General features: G+C 64.0%; 19 protein-coding genes, 1 tRNA gene and 1 pseudogene. 6 read left to right on the plus strand and 15 right to left on the minus strand.

All coding sequences use genetic code 11. The annotated features are described in order from the left end of the window. Positions 1-69: 69 nt before the first annotated feature. From CKO40_RS23935 to CKO40_RS08565, 6 genes and pseudogenes are all read right to left on the minus strand, one after another. Entirely contained in the window at positions 70-267 is a 198-nt protein-coding gene (locus tag CKO40_RS23935) for a restriction endonuclease (RefSeq protein ID WP_207173505.1), read from the minus strand. Between the two features lie 116 nt (positions 268-383). Next, positions 384-911 (minus strand): annotated as a pseudogene (locus tag CKO40_RS23940) (restriction endonuclease subunit R); the annotation flags it as partial. 138 nt (positions 912-1,049) lie between these two features. After that, a complete protein-coding gene (locus tag CKO40_RS08550) occupies positions 1,050-1,472 on the minus strand; it encodes a type II toxin-antitoxin system VapC family toxin (RefSeq protein WP_200345789.1) in 423 nt (140 codons plus the stop codon). Beyond that, complete coding sequence (locus CKO40_RS08555; protein ID WP_200345790.1) at positions 1,472-1,711, minus strand: DUF2281 domain-containing protein; 240 nt, start codon at positions 1,709-1,711, stop codon at positions 1,472-1,474. The genes CKO40_RS08550 and CKO40_RS08555 overlap by 1 nt, the downstream gene beginning before the upstream one ends. Continuing rightward, entirely contained in the window at positions 1,708-1,872 is a 165-nt protein-coding gene (locus CKO40_RS08560; RefSeq protein WP_200345791.1) for a PIN domain-containing protein, read from the minus strand. Before CKO40_RS08560 ends, CKO40_RS08555 begins: the two co-directional genes overlap by 4 nt. After that, on the minus strand, positions 1,869-2,015 hold the full coding sequence (locus CKO40_RS08565; protein WP_200345792.1) for a hypothetical protein: 147 nt from the start codon (positions 2,013-2,015) through the stop codon (positions 1,869-1,871). Before CKO40_RS08565 ends, CKO40_RS08560 begins: the two co-directional genes overlap by 4 nt. Positions 2,016-2,204: 189 nt before the next feature. Between CKO40_RS08565 and CKO40_RS08570 the strand changes: the two genes are divergently transcribed. Continuing rightward, a complete protein-coding gene (locus CKO40_RS08570; protein WP_200345793.1) occupies positions 2,205-2,486 on the plus strand; it encodes a hypothetical protein in 282 nt (93 codons plus the stop codon). 226 nt (positions 2,487-2,712) lie between these two features. Here the strand turns inward: CKO40_RS08570 and CKO40_RS24890 are convergent, their stop codons facing one another. Then, on the minus strand, positions 2,713-2,847 hold the full coding sequence (locus CKO40_RS24890; RefSeq protein ID WP_276570800.1) for a hypothetical protein: 135 nt from the start codon (positions 2,845-2,847) through the stop codon (positions 2,713-2,715). Positions 2,848-2,933: 86 nt separating this feature from the next. After that, positions 2,934-3,128: a PIN domain-containing protein gene (locus CKO40_RS24260; RefSeq protein ID WP_242476918.1), complete on the minus strand. Its 195-nt coding sequence runs from the start codon at positions 3,126-3,128 to the stop codon at positions 2,934-2,936. A 223-nt stretch (positions 3,129-3,351) separates the two neighbouring features. On the opposite strand from CKO40_RS24260, the gene CKO40_RS08580 reads away from it, so the two are divergent. Then, the gene (locus tag CKO40_RS08580; protein ID WP_200345794.1) at positions 3,352-3,744 is read left to right on the plus strand and encodes a DDE-type integrase/transposase/recombinase; all 393 of its coding nucleotides are present in this window, start codon (positions 3,352-3,354) and stop codon (positions 3,742-3,744) included. An 88-nt stretch (positions 3,745-3,832) separates the two neighbouring features. Here the strand turns inward: CKO40_RS08580 and CKO40_RS08585 are convergent. Further along, a tRNA-Ser gene (locus tag CKO40_RS08585) sits at positions 3,833-3,923 on the minus strand. A 178-nt stretch (positions 3,924-4,101) separates the two neighbouring features. Between CKO40_RS08585 and CKO40_RS08590 the strand changes: the two genes are divergently transcribed. Then, positions 4,102-4,923: a class I SAM-dependent methyltransferase gene (locus tag CKO40_RS08590; RefSeq protein WP_200345795.1), complete on the plus strand. Its 822-nt coding sequence runs from the start codon at positions 4,102-4,104 to the stop codon at positions 4,921-4,923. Between the two features lie 84 nt (positions 4,924-5,007). On the opposite strand, the gene CKO40_RS08595 is transcribed toward CKO40_RS08590, so the two are convergent. Next, positions 5,008-6,180 (minus strand): DesA family fatty acid desaturase, encoded by a 1,173-nt coding sequence (locus CKO40_RS08595; protein WP_200345796.1) that lies wholly within the window; start codon positions 6,178-6,180, stop codon positions 5,008-5,010. A gap of 212 nt (positions 6,181-6,392) precedes the next feature. Between CKO40_RS08595 and mutM the strand changes: the two genes are divergently transcribed. After that, a complete protein-coding gene (gene mutM / locus CKO40_RS08600) occupies positions 6,393-7,208 on the plus strand; it encodes a bifunctional DNA-formamidopyrimidine glycosylase/DNA-(apurinic or apyrimidinic site) lyase (protein WP_200345797.1) in 816 nt (271 codons plus the stop codon). Between the two features lie 227 nt (positions 7,209-7,435). Here the strand turns inward: mutM and CKO40_RS08605 are convergent, their stop codons facing one another. Continuing rightward, positions 7,436-8,602, minus strand: coding sequence for a glycerate kinase (locus tag CKO40_RS08605; protein ID WP_200345798.1), 1,167 nt, complete (start codon positions 8,600-8,602; stop codon positions 7,436-7,438). A 59-nt stretch (positions 8,603-8,661) separates the two neighbouring features. Beyond that, a complete protein-coding gene (locus tag CKO40_RS08610) occupies positions 8,662-9,057 on the minus strand; it encodes a CPCC family cysteine-rich protein (RefSeq protein ID WP_200345799.1) in 396 nt (131 codons plus the stop codon). A 263-nt stretch (positions 9,058-9,320) separates the two neighbouring features. On the opposite strand from CKO40_RS08610, the gene rapA reads away from it, so the two are divergent. Continuing rightward, on the plus strand, positions 9,321-12,218 hold the full coding sequence (gene rapA, locus CKO40_RS08615) for an RNA polymerase-associated protein RapA (protein ID WP_200345800.1): 2,898 nt from the start codon (positions 9,321-9,323) through the stop codon (positions 12,216-12,218). 199 nt (positions 12,219-12,417) lie between these two features. Here rapA and CKO40_RS08620 read toward each other — a convergent pair whose 3' ends face one another. The 3 genes from CKO40_RS08620 to CKO40_RS08630 all read right to left on the minus strand — a co-directional run bounded on the left by CKO40_RS08620 (position 12,418) and on the right by CKO40_RS08630 (position 18,130). Next, positions 12,418-13,395, minus strand: a complete 978-nt coding sequence (locus tag CKO40_RS08620) for a general secretion pathway protein GspB (protein WP_200345801.1) — start codon at positions 13,393-13,395, stop codon at positions 12,418-12,420. Positions 13,396-13,524: 129 nt separating this feature from the next. Next, positions 13,525-15,465 carry an ExeA family protein gene (locus CKO40_RS08625; protein WP_207173509.1) on the minus strand — a complete coding sequence of 647 codons (1,941 nt, stop codon included), beginning with the start codon at positions 15,463-15,465 and terminating at the stop codon, positions 13,525-13,527. A 49-nt stretch (positions 15,466-15,514) separates the two neighbouring features. Next, complete coding sequence (locus CKO40_RS08630) at positions 15,515-18,130, minus strand: EAL domain-containing protein (RefSeq protein ID WP_200345802.1); 2,616 nt, start codon at positions 18,128-18,130, stop codon at positions 15,515-15,517. Positions 18,131-18,145: 15 nt separating this feature from the next. Between CKO40_RS08630 and CKO40_RS08635 the strand changes: the two genes are divergently transcribed. Further along, positions 18,146-18,499, plus strand: coding sequence for a DUF2333 family protein (locus CKO40_RS08635; RefSeq protein ID WP_200345803.1), 354 nt, complete (start codon positions 18,146-18,148; stop codon positions 18,497-18,499). Positions 18,500-18,508 lie beyond the last annotated feature (9 nt).

An 18,508-nucleotide genomic window follows, 5' to 3' on the forward strand; every position in this document is an offset into this window, starting at 1 on the left:
TGAGGGGAGAACAAGCCAGCTTCATCAAAGCGTTGCTCTGCAGCGAGGCGTCCATGCGTCCAGAGATCTTCAATGCCGGTCTCCGTGTCTTGTCAGCTGCCATCTCCGAGGATGGCGGGAATTGCTGTCAGCAGCGAAGTAGATGTGCCGCACGCTGCCGGCGGTGAACGCGATCGCCCAGTCCGGGTTGTAGTCGCCGACGGGTGTCGGGATCAGGAAGCCGCGTAGCAGCTTGGCGTAGACGACTACTTCCGGGCGCGTCTCCAAGTCGTTGACGAAGTCCCGCTCAACATTGGAGTCGACGATGGCGTAGTCGTAGACATGGTTCTTGAGCTTCTCCGTGGCGCTGGAGAAATCATGGCCGGCCTGGCTGGCGGTGAACACGCATACTCGCCCTTCTCGTCGGCCTGAGCGTAGTCGCGGTACTTCACCACCTCGTCGATGAAGAACAGCGATAGCACCTTGACGCCCTGGGCGAAGAGCTGCTTTTCCTTGTCCAGATGGGCCTTGATGGTCTCGCGGATCTGGATGCGGCGGATATCGCTCTCGGAGACGTCGCCGTTGGCCTCGCCCACCTTCAGCACCTCGCCGTTGGTGAATTCGACCGTGTCGGTCACGGCGTCGATCTGGCTGATGGTGAAGCCTTGGTACTGGTCCAGCTCGCCGGAAGCGATGAACAGATCGTCGCGAAAGCGCAGCCGGCGCAGTTGCCGCTTGATCTCGCCAGACTTGAGCTTGACCTCCAGCTCGATGCGCGCGACGGGCGCTTGCTTGGAGATGTCGATGCCTTCGAGGTAGAGATAGGCGTTGGTCCCAGCCAGCCCGCGGGTCTGGATGCCACGCACGGCAATCTTCTTCACCAGCTTCTGGTTGAAGGCATCGAGCGCTTCGAGCCGGTGCACGCGGTGGTGCTAGGTGCGATGTACGTAAGGCCGGAGGTCATCGGCTGACCGGCGAAGCAATCGACGACCGTTTCGACGGCGTTGGTCTGTTAAGGCTGGACTTTGAACTTGAGCTTCATACCGGAGACGTCAGTATCCTACAGAACATCAGGGCGCATGAACGACGATTTCGAGGTGAGTCGCAGCATCGCTCATCACGCCATCCAGCGTACAGATTGACATGCCCCGACGCTCGGCAATCGCGATATGCAGTGCGTCGCCCGCTCGCAACCCTGACTGCCACTGATCGCACAGCGAGGCAGCCTCATCAAAGTCAGCAGCATCGGGTATCAAGACGACAAAGTCGCTCTGCACGAACTGTCTGACCTTTGACAAGACTTCGTCATGCAGCGAGTCACTGATCACCTGCATGCGCCGCTTCACCCCTAAAGCACTTGCTATCTCCGTGAGCGTCCACTTGCTGATCAGGGTAGAACCTGGCGCTTGCCGATTGAACCAGCCCCATGTATCCCCTGTCTTCGACTCATTGAGGAACATCGCAAGCAGCACGCTCGTATCAACATAGGTCATCAATACCTGGCCTCATGGCGCAAGCGATGAACAAATTCACCCGCACTCTCTGACTGTTTTGGTTGCGAGGCAACCCAAGCCTGCAATTCAGCGCGGTGTTGCCGTGCAACGTCAGTTGGACAGGCGGCTGAAAGCTCAAGCTGTTTCGCTTTTAGACACTCCGCATAGTCAAGAACCTCAGCAGCCTGCGACTCTGGGAGGCCTTTGACAGCTTCGTAGACTTTCTCGGCGATCGTCATCGTAGATTCCATAACAGGTTCAACTCAGTCATCATGATCATCATCGTTTCTTGATACACAGTGTCGGGCATCAGCACGCGACCGAAGAGGCTGCGGAGTATCGTCAGGCGCTGCGTTTGCCCAAGCGCGATCAGTGGGCTTGCATTGGTGATGACGATCATCGATGCTGCATCAATGCCTCGAAGGCGCAATAGCTGGCGTCCGCTTCTTCCGCTGAGACATTGACGAAGCTCAGGCCTTTTTGTCCCAGCAGGACGAAGAACTCCTGATAGCTCAGATCGAGTCGCTCAGCGGCCTTGCTCAAACTGACTGCCCCCACCTGGCGTTGCTCGATGATGAAATCCTAATAGAGCGTTCGACGCAATTCGTCCTCGCTTTGAAAATTGGCCGCAAGCTCATCGGGCAGTGTCAAGGTTAGCTGCATCGTTGTTCTCCAACATCATGGACACCACTAAGACGCTCAAGCGGCCTGAGATAGCACCTTGTTTAGCTCATGCCAGAAGATCGCGGTCTGCTCAGGCTTCTGGTCGAAAAAGTCCTCGAAAAACCCAGGCGCGTTCAAGGCGGCGGGATAGGCATACCGCTCACCGTCATCGCCGAACTCGGTGAGCCAATCAGCTGGTTGTTGACTGTCGATCACCTCGAAAAAGGCGGCTGGATACAGATAGGGCTTGCCGGAATCATTGAGTATCCGAAAATCGTCGGCCTCAATGCCAATCACGAAGTAAGGCTGATTCGCGGACAGATCTGGATACTCGGGCTGCGTTGTGGTTAGACGAACAATCATCGCAATCAGAGCCTCTTCATCTTTGTTTCAAATCGACCCAAGCCTTGGTGTTCGTACCAGTGGTACTCACAGGTCTCGCCCTGATCCTCGAACGGAGGGCTACTCTTCTTGACCCACTTCGACGCCTTCCCACCGTAGGTCGCGACGAGCCGATCTACGTCGCAGATGCGCCGGCCCTTCGCGATGACACGCGAGGCCGAGATCAACGCTTTAGTCAGCGGTTCAGACATGCCGATTCAAGCGACTTGACCTCGGTGATCGGCGAAAGCTGACGGACCTTGACCCGCTCCTCAGTCACGCCATGCTCGAAGGAGGAGACCAAGGCGGTGTCGCCGAATTTGAGCTTCATTGCCTACCAGAGCCGCTGAACTTGAAAGCTATCGCATAGGGTTTCATTGCTGACCAGCGTCATGTCCTCGATCTGCGCCTGAGCAATCAGCATTCGGTCGAAAGGATTACGATGCGCATGCTGCAACAGCCAGCCTGGCGCGCATGCTCGACACGGGTGGCCAGCGGCGTGAAGACCTGCTCCGACAAGATCTCGGGCAGGCGTGCCGCCACCTCGACGGCCTCAGGCAGTTTGCCGATCCGAACCTTGGTGGCGATTTCCCATACCGTCGCCGCACTCACCCACACCGGATGGGCCTCATTCCCGATCGCGGTGCGCGCGGTCAGAGATAGCTTGGCGTCCCCATCAAGCCATCACAGCAGGGCATGCGTATCGAGCAACAAGCGCATGCGTCATCCCTCCCAAGCGCTCAACTGATCCTCGGGCAACGGCTCGAAGAACCGCTCATCAACCCGTGCGCGTCCGGCCATGGCGCCGAACCGACGCCCCACCCGATACGGCCCGATGGCACTGAGCCGTGAGGTCGTGGGCTGGGAGGTGTTCGAGGCCGAGTCGGCGGCCAACGCAAGCGGGATGATCCGCTGCGAGGTGCCGGCCGAGGCCGTGATCGATCAGCCGTTGGTGCTGCATGCCGATAACGGCAGCCCGTTCAAGGGCGCCACGTTGCTGGCGACGCTGCGGGCGCTGAAGATTACCCCCTCCTCTAGCCGCCCGCGGGTGAGCGATGACAATGCCTTCTCCGAGGCACTGTTTCGCACCTGTCAGTACGTGCCCAGCTATCCCGTCAACGGCTTCGAAGGCCTCGAGGCCGCTCGGCGTAAGGCGATTGCCGGAAAAGCTCGTACCGAATTGCGCAGGATGTTCGTTTGCCTTCGAGGAGCGTCGCCGGGAGCATAGCCGGGCTATGTGACCGGCGGCGCGACGAAGAAGGCGAGCGAAAAGACCAGCAAGGCGGTATGAGCTTTGACAGAAATCGCCTAAGGTATGGCGGAGAGGGTGGGATTCGAACCCACGATAGGCTATTAACCTATACACACTTTCCAGGCGTGCTCCTTAAGCCACTCGGACACCTCTCCGGAATGCAGTCGGGCAAGGCCACCGTTGCAGTAGCAAACGCTCCGACGCTTGCACCGATGCGCAGCGAGCCTGCAAGCTTAAGGGAAGCCGCCTTTGCTTGCAAACGGAGCACGACGCTCGCCGATGAGCCGCATCCCTGATCCACCTCTCTCAGCACCATCCCAAGGCCCTTCGCTGATGGCCGATCGAGCCGACCGGTATGCGCTCTATGAGCGCGCGGTTCAGTGTCCGGAAGCCGAGGTCGACTTCATCGCGGAGACCTTTCAGGCGCACCGCGGGCGCCCTGCACGAACGCTGGCCGAAGACTTCTGCGGGACGGCGGCAGTCTGCTGCGAGTGGGTTCTGCGTGATCCGTCCCATCGGGCGGTCGGGTTCGACAATGATCCGGATGTCCTGGCCTGGGCATCGGATCAGAAGCTCGCCATGCTCAGCCCAGAGGCACGCGCCAGGCTGAGCCTGGTCGAGGCCGATGTGCTGGAGATCGAACCGGCCTGGTCTTCGAGTCCTGAAGACGGGCTTGTCGACCTTGTGCTGGCGATGAATTTCAGCTGGTGGCTGATCACCAACCGGCGCCGATTGCGACGGTACTTCGAGCGCGTGCGCGAGCGTTTGCGCGCCGACGGCCTATTCATGCTCGATGCCTACGGCGGCTACGACGCGTTCCGGGTGATCACCGAGGAGCGCGAGATCGATGACGGCGGCTCGCCCTTCACCTATGTCTGGGAGCAGTCTGACTATGATCCGATCAGCGGCCACATGGACTGCGCCATCCATTTTGTGTTCCCTGATGGCTCCCGGCTCGACCGGGCCTTCAATTACAGCTGGCGACTGTGGACCCTACCCGAGCTCCGCGAGCTTCTGGCGGAGGCAGGCTTCAGCAATCTCTGCGTCTACTGGCAGGGCTGGACCGAGGACGGCGAGCCGGACGGGACCTTCAGGCCGGTGCAGCGAGCGGACCCGGACGCCGGCTGGATCTGCTATCTGACCGCAGAGCCTTGAGCCGGCTTGAAGCCAGCCACGCCCCCTTGCTTGTACGCTCGATCACCAGGGCATCGGACTGGCTCCAGTCGATCCAAGCGCGCGCTAGGCGCTGACCAGCGACAATCCCCGCAGGTTGCGTGAGAACCCTTCCAGGGCTTGGATACCAGTCGCTTCCGCGCGCTGACACCAGTCCTGCAGCGATTTGAGCAGCGCCTCCTGGGAGGCCGCATTGCGCTCCCAGATCTGGCGTAACTGCTCGCGAAACTGATAGACGACCTTCAATTGCTGGCTGCGCGAGAGCATCTGCTCGAGGTTCGAACGGCTCAGCTCATCGAGGCGCTCTCGCACGAGGAGCCTCCGGGCCTGGCGTGCGATCCGCCGGCATTTCCGCCTGCCTTGACAGAGCTCGGCCCGTGTCACCGGACGCAAGACCTCGTTCGAGTACCGACGGATGACCAGCATGCGGGCGACCAGCACTGCCTTGAGCGTATCCATATCAACATGCTGCTTGCCTTCAACAACGGTTGCCCGTGGCGGAAGCTTCTTGACCCGCGCTAACCCCAGTAACTCGAGTAGACGCACATAGAACCAGCCGATATCGAGCTCCCAGCGGCGCATCGATAGGCGCGCCGAGGCCGGAAAGGCATGATGGTTGTTGTGGAGCTCTTCGCCCCCAATCACGATGCCCCAGGGCAACACGTTCGCAGAAGCGTCCGGCGTGTCGAAGTTGCGATAGCCCCAATAGTGACCAACCCCATTGATCACCCCGGCCGCCAAAACCGGAATCCAGAGCATTTGGACCGCCCAGGCCGTGATGCCGTAGACGCCGAAGAGCCCGAGATCAATGATCAGCATCAGTGCGCACCCTTGCCAGGCGAATCGGCTGTAGAGGTGGCGCTCGAGCCAGTCATCCGGCGTGCCGTGCCCGAATCGCTCGACGATGCTCGGGTTTTTCGCGCTCAGCCCGTAGAGCTCCGCACCCTGCCAGAAGACCTTACTCAGACCGAGCACTTGGGGGCTGTGCGGATCATCGGCGGTCTCGCAGCGAGCATGGTGCTTGCGATGCACCGCCACCCAGCGGCGCGTCACCATGCCGGTGGTCAGCCAGAGCCAGAACCGGAAGAAGTGCTCCGGGATCGGATGGAGATCAAGGGCGCGATGGGCCTGCGCCCGATGCAGGAACAGGGTGACCGCAACGATCGTGATGTGTGTCAGACCAAGGGTAATCAGGGCCACCTGCCAGGCCGGCAGATTGAGCAATCCGTAAAGCGTCATGAGAGATTCCGGCTAAGTGGAGGTCGCGGCGATGGGATTCGGCGCTTGCGATTTGGACCCGGCGCTTGCAATGCAGCACTTCCGATCAGGGATTTGACACCAGCTGTCCGAGACGTTCCGCCGAGCCGGCAAAATCCCCCCGGCAAGCTTGCCCACAGGCGCTTTCTGTAACCGCCTCCCCCGTAAACTGTTGCCGAGGAGTCAACGCCTGCATGCCCGAGCTTCCCGAGGTCGAAACCAGTCTGCGCGGCATCGCGCCGCATCTGAGCGGACAGCGCATCGAACGGCTCGAGGTCCGCGACCACCGCCTGCGATGGCCGATCCCAGCCGATACCGCTGAGCGAGTCGTCGATCAGCGCATCCAACAATTGCGCCGGCGCGCCAAGTATCTCGTGCTCGAGCTCGAGGAGGGCTGCCTGTTGCTCCATCTGGGGATGTCGGGGAGCCTGCGCGTGCTGCCGGCGGCGACCCCGCCGGCACTACACGATCATGTCGATCTCGTACTCGCGAACGGAGACTGCCTGCGCTTCCGCGACCCGCGCCGCTTCGGGATGCTGCAATGGACGCCGAGCCCGGCCGAGGCGCATCCACTGCTGCGCGATCTTGGTCCGGAGCCCCTCGGGCCGGCGTTCAGCGGCGACTATCTCTACCAGCGTTCACGCGGACGGCGCGCGCCGGTCAAGAGCTTCATCATGGATAGCCACGTGGTCGTCGGTGTAGGCAACATCTATGCCAGTGAGGCCCTGCATCGCGCCCGTATCCACCCCAATCGCGCTGCGGGACGCATCGCCCGGCCACGCTATCAAGCACTGGCCCAGGCGATCCGGCTCGTGCTGAGCGCGGCCATCGCCCAGGGCGGCACCAGCCTGCGCGACTTCGTTCAGGAGGACGGCCATCCCGGTTACTTCGCCCAATCGCTCAGCGTCTACGGCCGCGCCGATCTGCCCTGCCCCTGCTGCGGCCAACCCATCCGTCAGCGCCGTATCGGCCAACGCTCGAGCTTCTACTGCGCGGCCTGCCAGCATTAACACCGGGCACGCAAGGCCCTTTTGTAACCCGTTGGCTATACCAGCTCGCGTGACGGCCGCTCGACCTTAGAGCACCGTCTCACCCAAAACCTACCAATGCAGCCCGGAATACCGTGTTTAAACGCTTATCGTAGAGACCAAGCGAACCCTACTATAGTCACTCGCCCTGGTTTCCAGACAAGCTGAGCCCATCGGTGCTGACTGTTCCGGCGCTTTCTGTCCGGCGATCAGGCGAAATGGCTATACCGACCCTCGCCTGCAGACGACTGAGCGCGCACACCGGCCAGGAATGCGCGGACGGCCTGCTCGGCAGCATCGGCGAGCAGCTCGGTGACGCGCTGCTCGGCCTGATCGAGACTGATCGGGCCCGGACACAGGCTAAAGAGGGCATCGAGACCGAGTTGGTGCAGCGCCTCGCGCCCAGCGCCGAGACCGCCGGCGATCGCGAAGCAGGCGACGCCATGCTGCTTTGCGCGCGCGGCCACCGCGGCCGGCGCCTTGCCGTATGCGGTCTGACCGTCGATCTGCCCCTCTGCCGTCAACACCAGATCAGCGCCCGCGAGCGCGGTATCGAATCCGATCAGATCCAGTATCACATCGGCTCCCGGCCGCAGCTCGGCGGCACAGAACGCGAGCAGGCCAGCGCCCAGGCCCCCGGCCGCACCGGCGCCAGCTATCGCGCTCGGATCACAGCCGAGGTCTTCGCGCATCCGCGACGCAAGCCGCTCAAGGCCGGCGTCGAGCTCGGCGACCTGAGCCGGGGTCGCCCCCTTCTGCGGACCGTAGACCCATGCTGCACCCCTCGCCCCGGTGAGCGGATTCTCGACATCGCAGACGGCCTGCACCTTGACCCGCTGCAGACGAGGATCACACCCCGAGCAATCGATCTGTGCGATCTGCCCGACCGCCATACCGACCGGCTCCAGCTCGCACCCGGTCGCGTCGAGGAACCGATAGCCAAGTGCGGCCGCCATGCCGATGCCGCCATCATTGGTGGCACTCCCGCCAAGACCGACAATCAGGGTTTCGGCGCCGAGCTCGAGCGCATGTCGCATCAGCTCGCCGGTGCCGAAGGTCGTGGTGCGCGCTGGATCGCGCTTGCTCGTCGCTAAGAGCGCCAAACCGCTGGCCAGCGCCATCTCGATGATGGCGGTGCGCTGTACCGGCAGCCAGGCGAGGGTCGCTGCGACCGGGCGCTGAATCGGGTCGGTGACTCGGAAGGTCCGCGGCTCCGCACCCGGCCACTGGAGCGCGATCTCGACAAGGCCGTCGCCGCCGTCGGCGACCGGGACCTGGCGAATCTCTGCAGCGGCCGCGACACGCCGGGCACCGGCGGCCAGCGCCGCCGCCGCTGCGCCCGCGGTGCAGCTTCCCTTCAGCGCGTTCGGGGCCATCACCAGCGTCAGGGGATGCGATCCCTTTTCCCGAAAAGGCTGCACTGACAGTTCGTTGCTTAGCTCGCGAGACGTCGCCAATAGGTTCTGCGCCAGTAGTAGAGGACAGTCGTATCCGGCCATGGATACGAATCGCCATAGCCAACACCGCGCCGCGGCTGTTCGACATTGTCCTGCGCCCGATCCAAGGGCCGCCATTCCTGTTCGACCGGCTCACCGTCAACCGGCTTCCGGGTCGCCCCGCGATTACGGCGCTCTGAGGCGCCGTAGTCTTGATAGTTTTGCTGGGCCTCGGCGAGACTGACGGTGTTGCTGCTGCCGGGCATCTCTGGGAACCGCAGCTGCGAGAGATCGTCCTCCCAGCCGCAGATGGGACAGACCTGATGGGAGCCGGGAACCTGATCGTGGACCAGATGGCCGCAGCACGGGCATGGAAATTTCTCGGCGGCGTGCATCGATGCTGTCTCCTCTGTCGTCGTGTCAAAGGACACCTCGTCTCGTCACTATAACGACCTGGCCTGAGCCGAAAAACCATCGGCTGCGTCGGTCGATCACAACGGCTGTGTCCGCAGCTTGCCGCCCCGAGATAAACAGCGGCGAGGCCGAATCGACGCACGCGCCCGAGCGCAACAGCGCAAAAGTCCGGATAATCGCGCTCTTGGAACCGATTCATCAGCGCGTTCGCGTCCAACAGTCCTGCAATCTGCCCCCAGTCCTTATGTCTGAGCCCGCCTCTGCCTTCGCCGTCGGCCAACGTTGGCTCTCCGAGACCCAGCCCGAGCTCGGCCTGGGTATGGTCGAGAACGTCGAGCACCGCCGCGTCACGGTACTGTTCCCGGCCACCGGCGAGCGCCGCACCTATGCCGCCGACAATACCCCATTATGGCGCGCCCAGTTGGCGGCCGGCGAGCTGCTGCGGGATCTCGAGGGGCGCGACCTGACTGTGGTCGACCTGCTCGAGCACAATGGCTTCGTCACCTACCTGGTGCGCGACACCGCCGGCAACGAGGAGCCCTTACCAGAGACCCGGATTGATCCGACACTCCGCCTCAGCAGGCCGCAGCAGCGCTTGCGCGCCGGCCGCCTCGATACCGACACCTGGTTCCGGCTGCGGGTGCAGGCACTCGAGCAGACTGCGCGTTTGGCGACTGCGCCTGCGCGCGGCCTGATCGGCGCCCGCATCAGCCCGATCCCACATCAGCTCCATATCGCCGCCGAGGTCGCAGACCGCCATCAACCACGCGTGCTCCTGGCCGATGAGGTCGGCCTTGGCAAGACCATCGAAGCGGGTCTGATCCTGCACCGTCTCCTGCTGGCCGGGCGGGTGCGCCGGGTGCTGGTGCTGGTGCCCGAGCCGCTGTTGCATCAGTGGCTGGTCGAGCTGCTGCGCCGCTTCAATCGCCGCTTCGCATTGTTCGATCGCGAGCGCCTGCGCGGGCGTGGGCAGGCTGCCGACGCGGGTAACCCATTCGAGTCGGAACAGCAGATCCTCTGCAGTCTGGAGCTGCTGCGCGATGACCCCGGGCTCGCCGAGTCGGCCATGCAAGCCGGTTGGGATCTGCTGATCTGCGATGAGGCGCATCATCTGGAATGGACGCCCGCTTCGGCCAGCCCCGCTTACGACCTGGTTGCTGGTCTCGCTGCGCAGACCCCCGCAGTGCTGCTGCTGACCGCCACGCCAGAGCAGCTCGGCCGCGCCGGTCACTTCGGCCGACTGCGGCTGCTGGACCCGGAACGCTTCGGCGATTATCAGGATTTCCTCAACGAGGAGGCGCGCTACGCTCCCGTCGCCGAGCTCGTGACCCGCCTGCTTGACCCAAGCCCGCTCAATGCAGACGAGCAGCAGCGCCTTGAGGAGCTGGTCGGCCCTCAGGATGGCGGGGGTCCCGACCCGGATTTGGAAGCAGGCGCCCTCGCAACCGAAGCCCAGTCAAGCAGCGAGGAGGCCGACAATGCGGTCCCACCCGGACGCCAGGCACTGATCGACCGGCTGCTCGATCTACAGGGCACCGGCCGGGTGCTGTTCCGCAACACACGCGCTGCGATCAGTGGATTTCCCGAACGCCAGCTCTATCCGGCTGCGCTCGAGCCGAGCGCGACAGAGTCGATCGCCGATATAGACCCCCTCGATCCTCAGCGATCGGCGCTGGATGATCCAGATTGGGCCGAGTCCGATCCGCGCGTCGATTGGCTGATCGAGCAGCTGCGCGCGCTCAGCCCGGCCAAGGCCCTATTGATTGCGGCCGCGGCCGAGACCGTGCTCGATCTCCGGCGCTTCCTGCTCGAGCGCGCCGGCATCCATGCGGCCGTCTTCCACGAGGGCATGCCGATCGTCGAGCGCGACCGCGCGGCCGCATTCTTCGCCGATCCGGAGGAAGGCGCCCAGCTGTTGCTATGCTCCGAGATCGGCAGCGAAGGACGCAACTTCCAGTTTGCGCACCATCTGATCCTGTTCGATCTACCCGAGGACCCCGAGCTGCTGGAGCAGCGCATCGGTCGGCTCGACCGTATCGGCCAAACCGAAACGGTCGCTATCCACGTCCCCTACCGCACCGGTACCGCGGATGAGGTGCTGTTCCGTTGGTATCACGAGGGTCTGGATGCGTTCTCGGCACACCAACCGGCCGCTCCGGCCGTCTATTGGGAGCAGCAGGAACGGCTCGGCGAGCTGCTGCTCGACCCGGCGCCGGAGGCCGACGAGATCGCGGCGTTGGTCGCTGAGGCCGCTTCGCGACGGGCCGAGCTCGACGCCCAGCTCACCCAGGGGCGCGACCGCCTGCTCGAGCTCAGTTCGCATCGGCCCGCCGTCGGTCGGGCGCTGGCGGAGGCAATCGATGCGGAGGACCGTGATCCAGCCATCGAGACCTTCTTGACCGGGCTCTGGGATGCGTTCGGCGTCGAGCGCGAGCCAGGGCCGAGCGGCAGCATCGTCGTCCGCCCTGGCGCCCACATGATGCAAGAGCGCTTCCCCGAGCTGCCCGACGAAGGGCTGACCGCGACCTTCAGCCGCACCCATGCGCTGGCCCATGAGGAGCGCCAGTTCCTGACGCGCGAGCATCCGCTGTCGCGTGCGGCACTCGAGCTCGTCACCGGCTCGCATCTCGGCACCAGTGCGCTGGTGCTGACCCAAGACCCGCGCTTCCCTTCCAGCGCCGTGCTGCTGGAAGCCGTCTACGTCGCCGAATGCCCGGCCCCGCCGGTCTTGAACGCCCAGCGCTTTCTGCCGCCGACAGCGCGGCGGATGCTGATCGACGAGCACGGCCAGGAACGCAGCACCGAGATCGACGCTGACGCGCTCGGCGGCAAGTGTCTGCGCAGCCGGCGCCCATTGGCCAAGGCCCTGCTCGAGGCCAAGCGCAAGATCCTCGATGCGATGGTGACCTTGGCCGAACAGCAGGCTGCTCGCGAGACAGCCGAGCTGCGCGATCAGGCCGTTGCGCTGATGCGGCGCGAGCTCGACGGCGAGCTGGTCCGACTCGAGACCCTCGCGCAGCGTAACCCAGCGGTTCGCAGTGAAGAGATCGAAGCCCTCAAGGCAGAGCGGGATGCGCTGACCGAAGCCCTCGCAAACAGCCGGCTGCGACTCGACGCCCTGCGCGTCATCGCCTTCGCATAATGCTGTCCCGATGCGTGGCCGTTGGATGCCGCCTAAGGTCTTGTCGGTACGACCGCGCGAGGAAAGCGAAACGGCGGTTCGACCGCGCTCCGGCCGCGCGCCGCAGCCCCGATTGCACGCCGGCCAACAGCGCAATCCAAAGCGAACTCGTCATCCTATTCCAACGAGTTGTCACGCCGCCGAGAACAGTCAGCGCAGGTCAAGGGGACTGGAAGAAGCGATGCTCGTCATAGCGGAAGATTGCGCCATCGGCAACGATCTGCTCGACGATGAATCCGTCCCGGCTCAGCTCCCCTTCTCGCAGCTTGTTTCCATTCAGGTAGACGAAGCGACGAGTCGGACTCGGATCATAGACATGCACGGTCATCGAGAACGGGGGCAACTGTCGCCGCAGCGATGAGCTCAGTGGCGGCGGGCGGCCTGAACTGGCGTCCGAAGTGGCCGCGCGCGAAGCGACCCGATCTTGATCCGCTGCCGTTGCGTCGTCGCTTTCAGCGGCCGGGCCATCACCGGCTTGGACCGTCCGTTTGAACTGCTCGATCTCGGCGATCAACTCCGGCGGCACCGGCACATGATCCGGCGCCGGTTGCGCCCGCACAGGGCCTTGTTCCCGGCGCCTGATCGACGAAGACGCCTCAGGGCCGAGCACCGCGCGTCGGAGCTCATCGGCGCCGCGCGGCAACCGCTCGCCGGGCTTCGGCGGAGCAGGCACGACCAGCACCTGCGGCTCGACGCTGAGATCATCCGGATCAGTGGCGGCCAGCGGCGAGTCAGTCCCGCTCGACGCAGGTGCTGACTGCGGACCGGAATCCCCTGCATTGCGAGTTGGTCCAGTCATGCCGCTTGCGCCTGTTCCCGGTTTGGCGCCTGGTTTGGCTGCCGGTTTGGCTTCCGGCTCGGCGCTAGCGATCATCGCCCCAGCGCCCTGATCACCGGCAGCGGTATCCACATCGCTTACCGCAACTGGATCGGCCGCCGGTTCCAGCACCGGCGGGCGCAGCGCTGCATAGCTCGCCAACATCACTGCGATGATTGCGAGGCCGAGCGCGACGTAGATCCAAGGCTGGACCCGCGCGGGCTCCAACGGCTCCTCGAACATCGGCGCCTGAAGCCGCGGCACCTGGCCGAGCTCTCGCTCCTGCTGTGACTTCTTGAGCGCTTCCAGGATATAGGACATGGTCGAACGCCCGGCCCAGGTCAGGCGCTTGCGCGGCTCGGGTTCGAGAAGACCGGCCTGCTGATTCCCGGTTTTCTGGTTCCCGGCCTTCTGGTTCCCGATCGAGGGGGTCGCATGAATCGCATGACCCTAGCGCCCCTGCGACTGGCTCAAGCGGGGGATCGTGCGATCCGACAAGGCGTTGTTCAGCATCATCAGGGTGCGAGGCCCGGCGATCCCGTCGGCGACCAAGCCGCGGCCGGCTTGGAATGTGCGCACCGCCTTGCGGAGCCCGTCATCGTAGCTGGGACTGGTCACATCGCTCAGGACGCCATCGGGTAAGGCAGCCAACTGCTCACGCAGCCAGAGAACCGCCTCGCCAGCGGTGCCAGGTCCGATCAGACGCACGCCGTGGGGCGGCACTCGCCAGAGCATCAACAGATCGCCAGACCAGCGCTCATCCAGGGTTGCAATGGGTACGCGGCCACTGTTGTCTCCGCGCTTGAGGATCGCAAACTCTTCATCGAGCGCCGTAATCAGTGCGTAACGCTCTTGGTCTTCGACGACCAACCGCAGTGCAACCGGACGGTCAAAGAGCCGCAGATCGCTCCAGCGCGCTTGAGCGCGCTCGCAACCGAGGCTGAAATCGGACAGACCGTCACAACCCAATCCCTCCTCGACCTTATACCCCCAGCTGTGCATCAGTGCCGAAACCGGCTCGCCGTCATCCAGAGTCAGCTCCGGCAGCTCTGCGACCGCGACCTCGGGAACCCGGGTCGCGACTCGCGCCAATGCGACCCGTGGGGTCGCTTCATCGCGTTCAGTCGAGCTCGCCGGCGCGGCGTCGTCGGCCTCCCCGCCCTCGGATTCCGCGACGACCCTCCCCGAGCTAAGGGGGGCACCCGCACCTTCGTCGTTAGCACCAGCCGGAATACCCACCGTGGTCGGCTCCTCAGCTCCAGCGCTCGATACCTTGTCTGCGGTACCCACAGCCATAGCCGCCGACGGGCCGTCCGCATCGTCATTCGGGACCGGTTTACGACCCGGTTCACTACCGCTCGCAGCCAGGGCTTCGGGTGCTCGTTGTGGCTCCTTCAGTGCTGTCCAAAGCTGGCGTGTCCGATCGACCTGCCTCAGCGCTCCATCGACGAAACCATTCGTCCCGAGCCATGCACCGAAGGCCAGCGCAAACACGCCAGCCGCGACGGCCCCAAGCAACTGCGGACGCTGGGCCTGCGTCCTTGCCCGGGGCTGGTCGCCGAGCAGCTCCCGAGCCGCACGGCGAACGATGCGTGTCGAGACCAGCATCTGCCGCGTCACGGCGGCACCGAGCAGCGCTCGGTCGCAGACCAGATTGATCAGCCGTGGGACCCCCTGAGTGCACCGATTGACCTCGCGTAATGCGGCAGGGGTGAACAATGGCCGCTCAACGCCGGCGACGGCGAGCCGGTGCTCGACGTAGGCAACGGTCTCGCGCGCCGACAGCGGCGAGAGATGAAACCGCGCCGTGATGCGCTGATTCAACTGCCGCAGCTCGGGCGTTGCCAGGGTCTCCCTGAGCTCGGGCTGTCCAATCAGGAAGATCTGCAGCAGCTTGTGCTTGGAGGTTTCCAGATTCGTCAGCAATCGCACCTGCTCGAGTACGCGCGGACAGAGATTCTGCGCCTCGTCGATCATCAACACCGGGTGACGGCCGCAGGCATGGGCATCGAGCAGGAAACGGTTCAGACGATCGACCAGCCCCTTGACCGAGTCGTTATCCGCCGGGGTCTCGACACCGAACTCTTGACAGATGGCGTGCATCAGCTCGATCGCTGTCATCGCCGGATTCAGCACGAGCGCGACGTCGACCTGTTCCGGCGTCTGCTCGAGAAAGGCTCGGCAAATGGTCGTCTTGCCGGTGCCGACCTCGCCGGTGAGCAGCACGAAACCGCCGTTCTCGCCAGCACCATAGAGCAGATGCGCGAGCGCTTCACGGTGCTGCTCGCTCAGGAAGAGGTACTGCGGATCAGGCGTGATCGAGAAACTGGCTTCGCTCAGACCGAAATAGTTGAGATACACGATCGAGACCTGCGCAATCGCCCGGCTCAAGGCGCGGGTAATTCGGAAAAGACGGCATCAGCGGACCAAGCCATGGAGACTAACCTGGAGCAGACAGATGTTGAGAGAGCGCCTCCACTGGCATGGGCTCAGCGAAATAGTAGCCCTGAAAGACACTGCATCCCTCGGCGCGCAATAACTGGAATTGTTCCTCGTTCTCGACGCCCTCGGCGATCACCGCCAAAGATAACGCCTTGGCCGCACTGATCGCCGCGCGCACGATGGCCACCTTGGTCGGGCTGTTCTCGATGCCCCGAACCAGTCCCTGATCGATCTTGACCGCCTGCAAGGAAAGCCGCTGCAGCTGTAACAAGGACGAGGAGCCGGTACCGAAATCATCGAGCACGATCGCAATGCCATGGCTTAGAAGTCGTTCGATGGCCGCCTGCGCCTGCTCGACATCGACGAACAAGGCTTGCTCGGTGACCTCGAGCCGGAGGTGGTGGGGCTGCAGCCCAGCTTCGAGCACCGTCTGCATCACGCGCTCGGCAAACTCCGTATCCAATAGTTGGCGGATACTGACGTTGACCCCCAGATGCAGGTAAGACGGCGGCTGGTGGGCGGTCAGGTCGGCGAAGTCACGGCAGGCTCGCTGCAGCACCCAGTCGTCGATCGCCTGGATCAAGCCACTGCTCTCGGCCAGCTTCAAGAACTCGTCCGGACGGCGCAGCTCGTGCCCGGAGGCGTTCCAGCGCACCAACGCCTCGTAGCCGCACCACTGGCCTTCTTGATCGACCTGAGGCAAGTAACGCAGCACCAGCCGATCCTCATGCAAGGCCTGCCGCAGGGCCTGCGTCTTCGCCTCTTGTTGCTCGATCGCGCGCTGCATCGAGGTCTCGAAGAAGCGCCAAGTATCCCGACCGGTCCGTTTGGACTCGTACATCGCGATATCGGCCTGCTTCATCAGCTCATCGGCACTGCAGGATTCATCGTTGAACAGGGTGATGCCGATACTCACCGAACAGTAGAGCGGCACCTCGTCGGCACCGCTTAGCCAGTAAGGCTCGGCCGCCATCTCAACGAGCTTGGAGGCGATCCGCGCCGCCTCCTGGGTGGCATCCTCAGCCGACGCGCTGAGCCCGCCGCACAGAACAACGAACTCATCCCCTCCCAGCCGCGCGGCCGTATCGGTGCGCCGCAGCGCATGGCGGAGACGATCAGCGAACGCGATCAGCAACCGGTCCCCGACAGCATGGCCGCGGGTATCGTTCGCCCGTTTGAACCCATCCAGATCGAGCAGCAGCAGCGCCCGGTAGCTATGCTGGCGCTGCGTGAGCCTGATCGCCTGACTAAGCCGGTCCATCAGGAGCCGGCGGTTCGATAATCCGGTCAGCTCGTCGAACAGGGCGAGCTGCTCGATCCGCGCAGAGGCCAGGTGCTGCTCGGTGACATCGTAGCAGACGCCTGTGACCCGCGGCCGCTGGCCGTTCCCATCCCGAAACCGGCAGGCGTGCAGCTGCAGATAGCGGTATTCATCGTTCGGCAGCACGATGCGCAGACGCGCGCTGCGCGGCTGGTCCGAGCGCGCGGCCGAGAGCAAGGCGCGGGTCGCGCGGAATCGGTCATCCGGCACGATCCGCTCGCGCCACTCGCGCACACTGGTCAACATGGCGTCGCCGTTCAAGCCGTGCAGGCGGCGCATCCAACCATCCCAGTGCAGCGTACCCTGCTCCAAGTCCAGTTCCCAGATCCCGATCCGGGCGGCATCGACGGCAAGGCGCAGCCGCTGCTCGTTCTCGTGGAGTCGCGCCGCGATCTCGCGCCGTTCGGTGAAGTCCTCGAGCAAACCGATGCCGGCGACGATCCTCCCACTGCCATCGCGGACGCCGGTGAAGACGGCCCGCACGGGTAGGAACTGATTCCAGGCCGCGGACCGGTAGACGATATCGAGGTGACCTTGGCCTTGGGTCAGCGAGCGACGGACGGCATCGACAACCCGCTGGTCATCGATGTCATGGATCAGGTTGGCGCCGATGAGCTGCTCGCGATCCGCTCCGAGAACCCTGAGATAGACGGCATTGCAGTCGACGATGGTCCCGTCCGCGTCATAGTGGACGATGCCGAGCGGACTCTGCTCGAAGATCTGACGATAACGCCCCTGGCTCTCGATGAGCACCGCCGCGTTGCGGCGCGCCTCGAGTGCGAGCCCGAGCGCATTCGCGGTGACCTCCAGCAACAGCACCTCGTCCTGACCGAAGAGGTCGGCAACCGCGGCACAGAGGTTGAGCGTGCCGAGCACCCCTTCCGAGGAGCGCAGCGGCAGCGCAATCGCAGCGGCGACCCCGCTCGCGCGGGCGCGCTCTTGCCAGGGCTCGGCCCAGGGATCGGCAGGCGCCGAGTCGAGCACATCGTTATCGAGATAGGTCTGACCGCTGCGATAGGCCAGCAGATGCGGTCCTTGGGCGAGCGAAGGCTCGCCATGCGGCGCAAGGACAAGCTCATCGAGGCAGTCTGTTCTGCCCGCGGCCGCAGCGCTCTCGAGCCGGCCACTCGCGCTCGGCAGCGCCACCCAGGCGAGTACGATCTCCGCACCGCGCACGAGGGTTTCGCACAGGGCCTCGAGCAGCCTGTGCTCGGCCGGTTCGAACGGGATGGCCTGGTTGGCCGCCGCAATGGTGGCCTTCAGGCGGTCCCTAGGGTGTTCGGTGTGATCCACGTCTTCGGACTCTAGATGCTCTTCGGACCGAGTTGCAAATGCGGGGTGATCATGGCGCTGTGCGACGCACTGCGCGCGCTGCGCAACGATTTCAGCCGAGCGCAGACCCAATCTGTCGAGAACCTCGATCTCAAACGCGCCGATCTCCAGTTCGCTATCGACCCCAAATTCTGGATCATGCCAGCAGCCGAAGACGAGTACCAGAAGCGGATCGAGGCGCTGAAGGGCCATCTGCACGCAATGGATGTCGGGCGAAGATCGCCCATAAGCTGGTTCCTACCGCACGACCCTTGCGGGCAGGGACAATCGGTCCCGGGATTTCCGCTGTCTTGCACGAGCGATGACGGACTGTTCGATCTTCGCGCCTGAGGATTAGAA

The organism is Halochromatium glycolicum, from assembly GCF_016584085.1.
GTDB classification, from domain to species: Bacteria; Pseudomonadota; Gammaproteobacteria; order Chromatiales; family Chromatiaceae; genus Lamprobacter; species Lamprobacter glycolicus.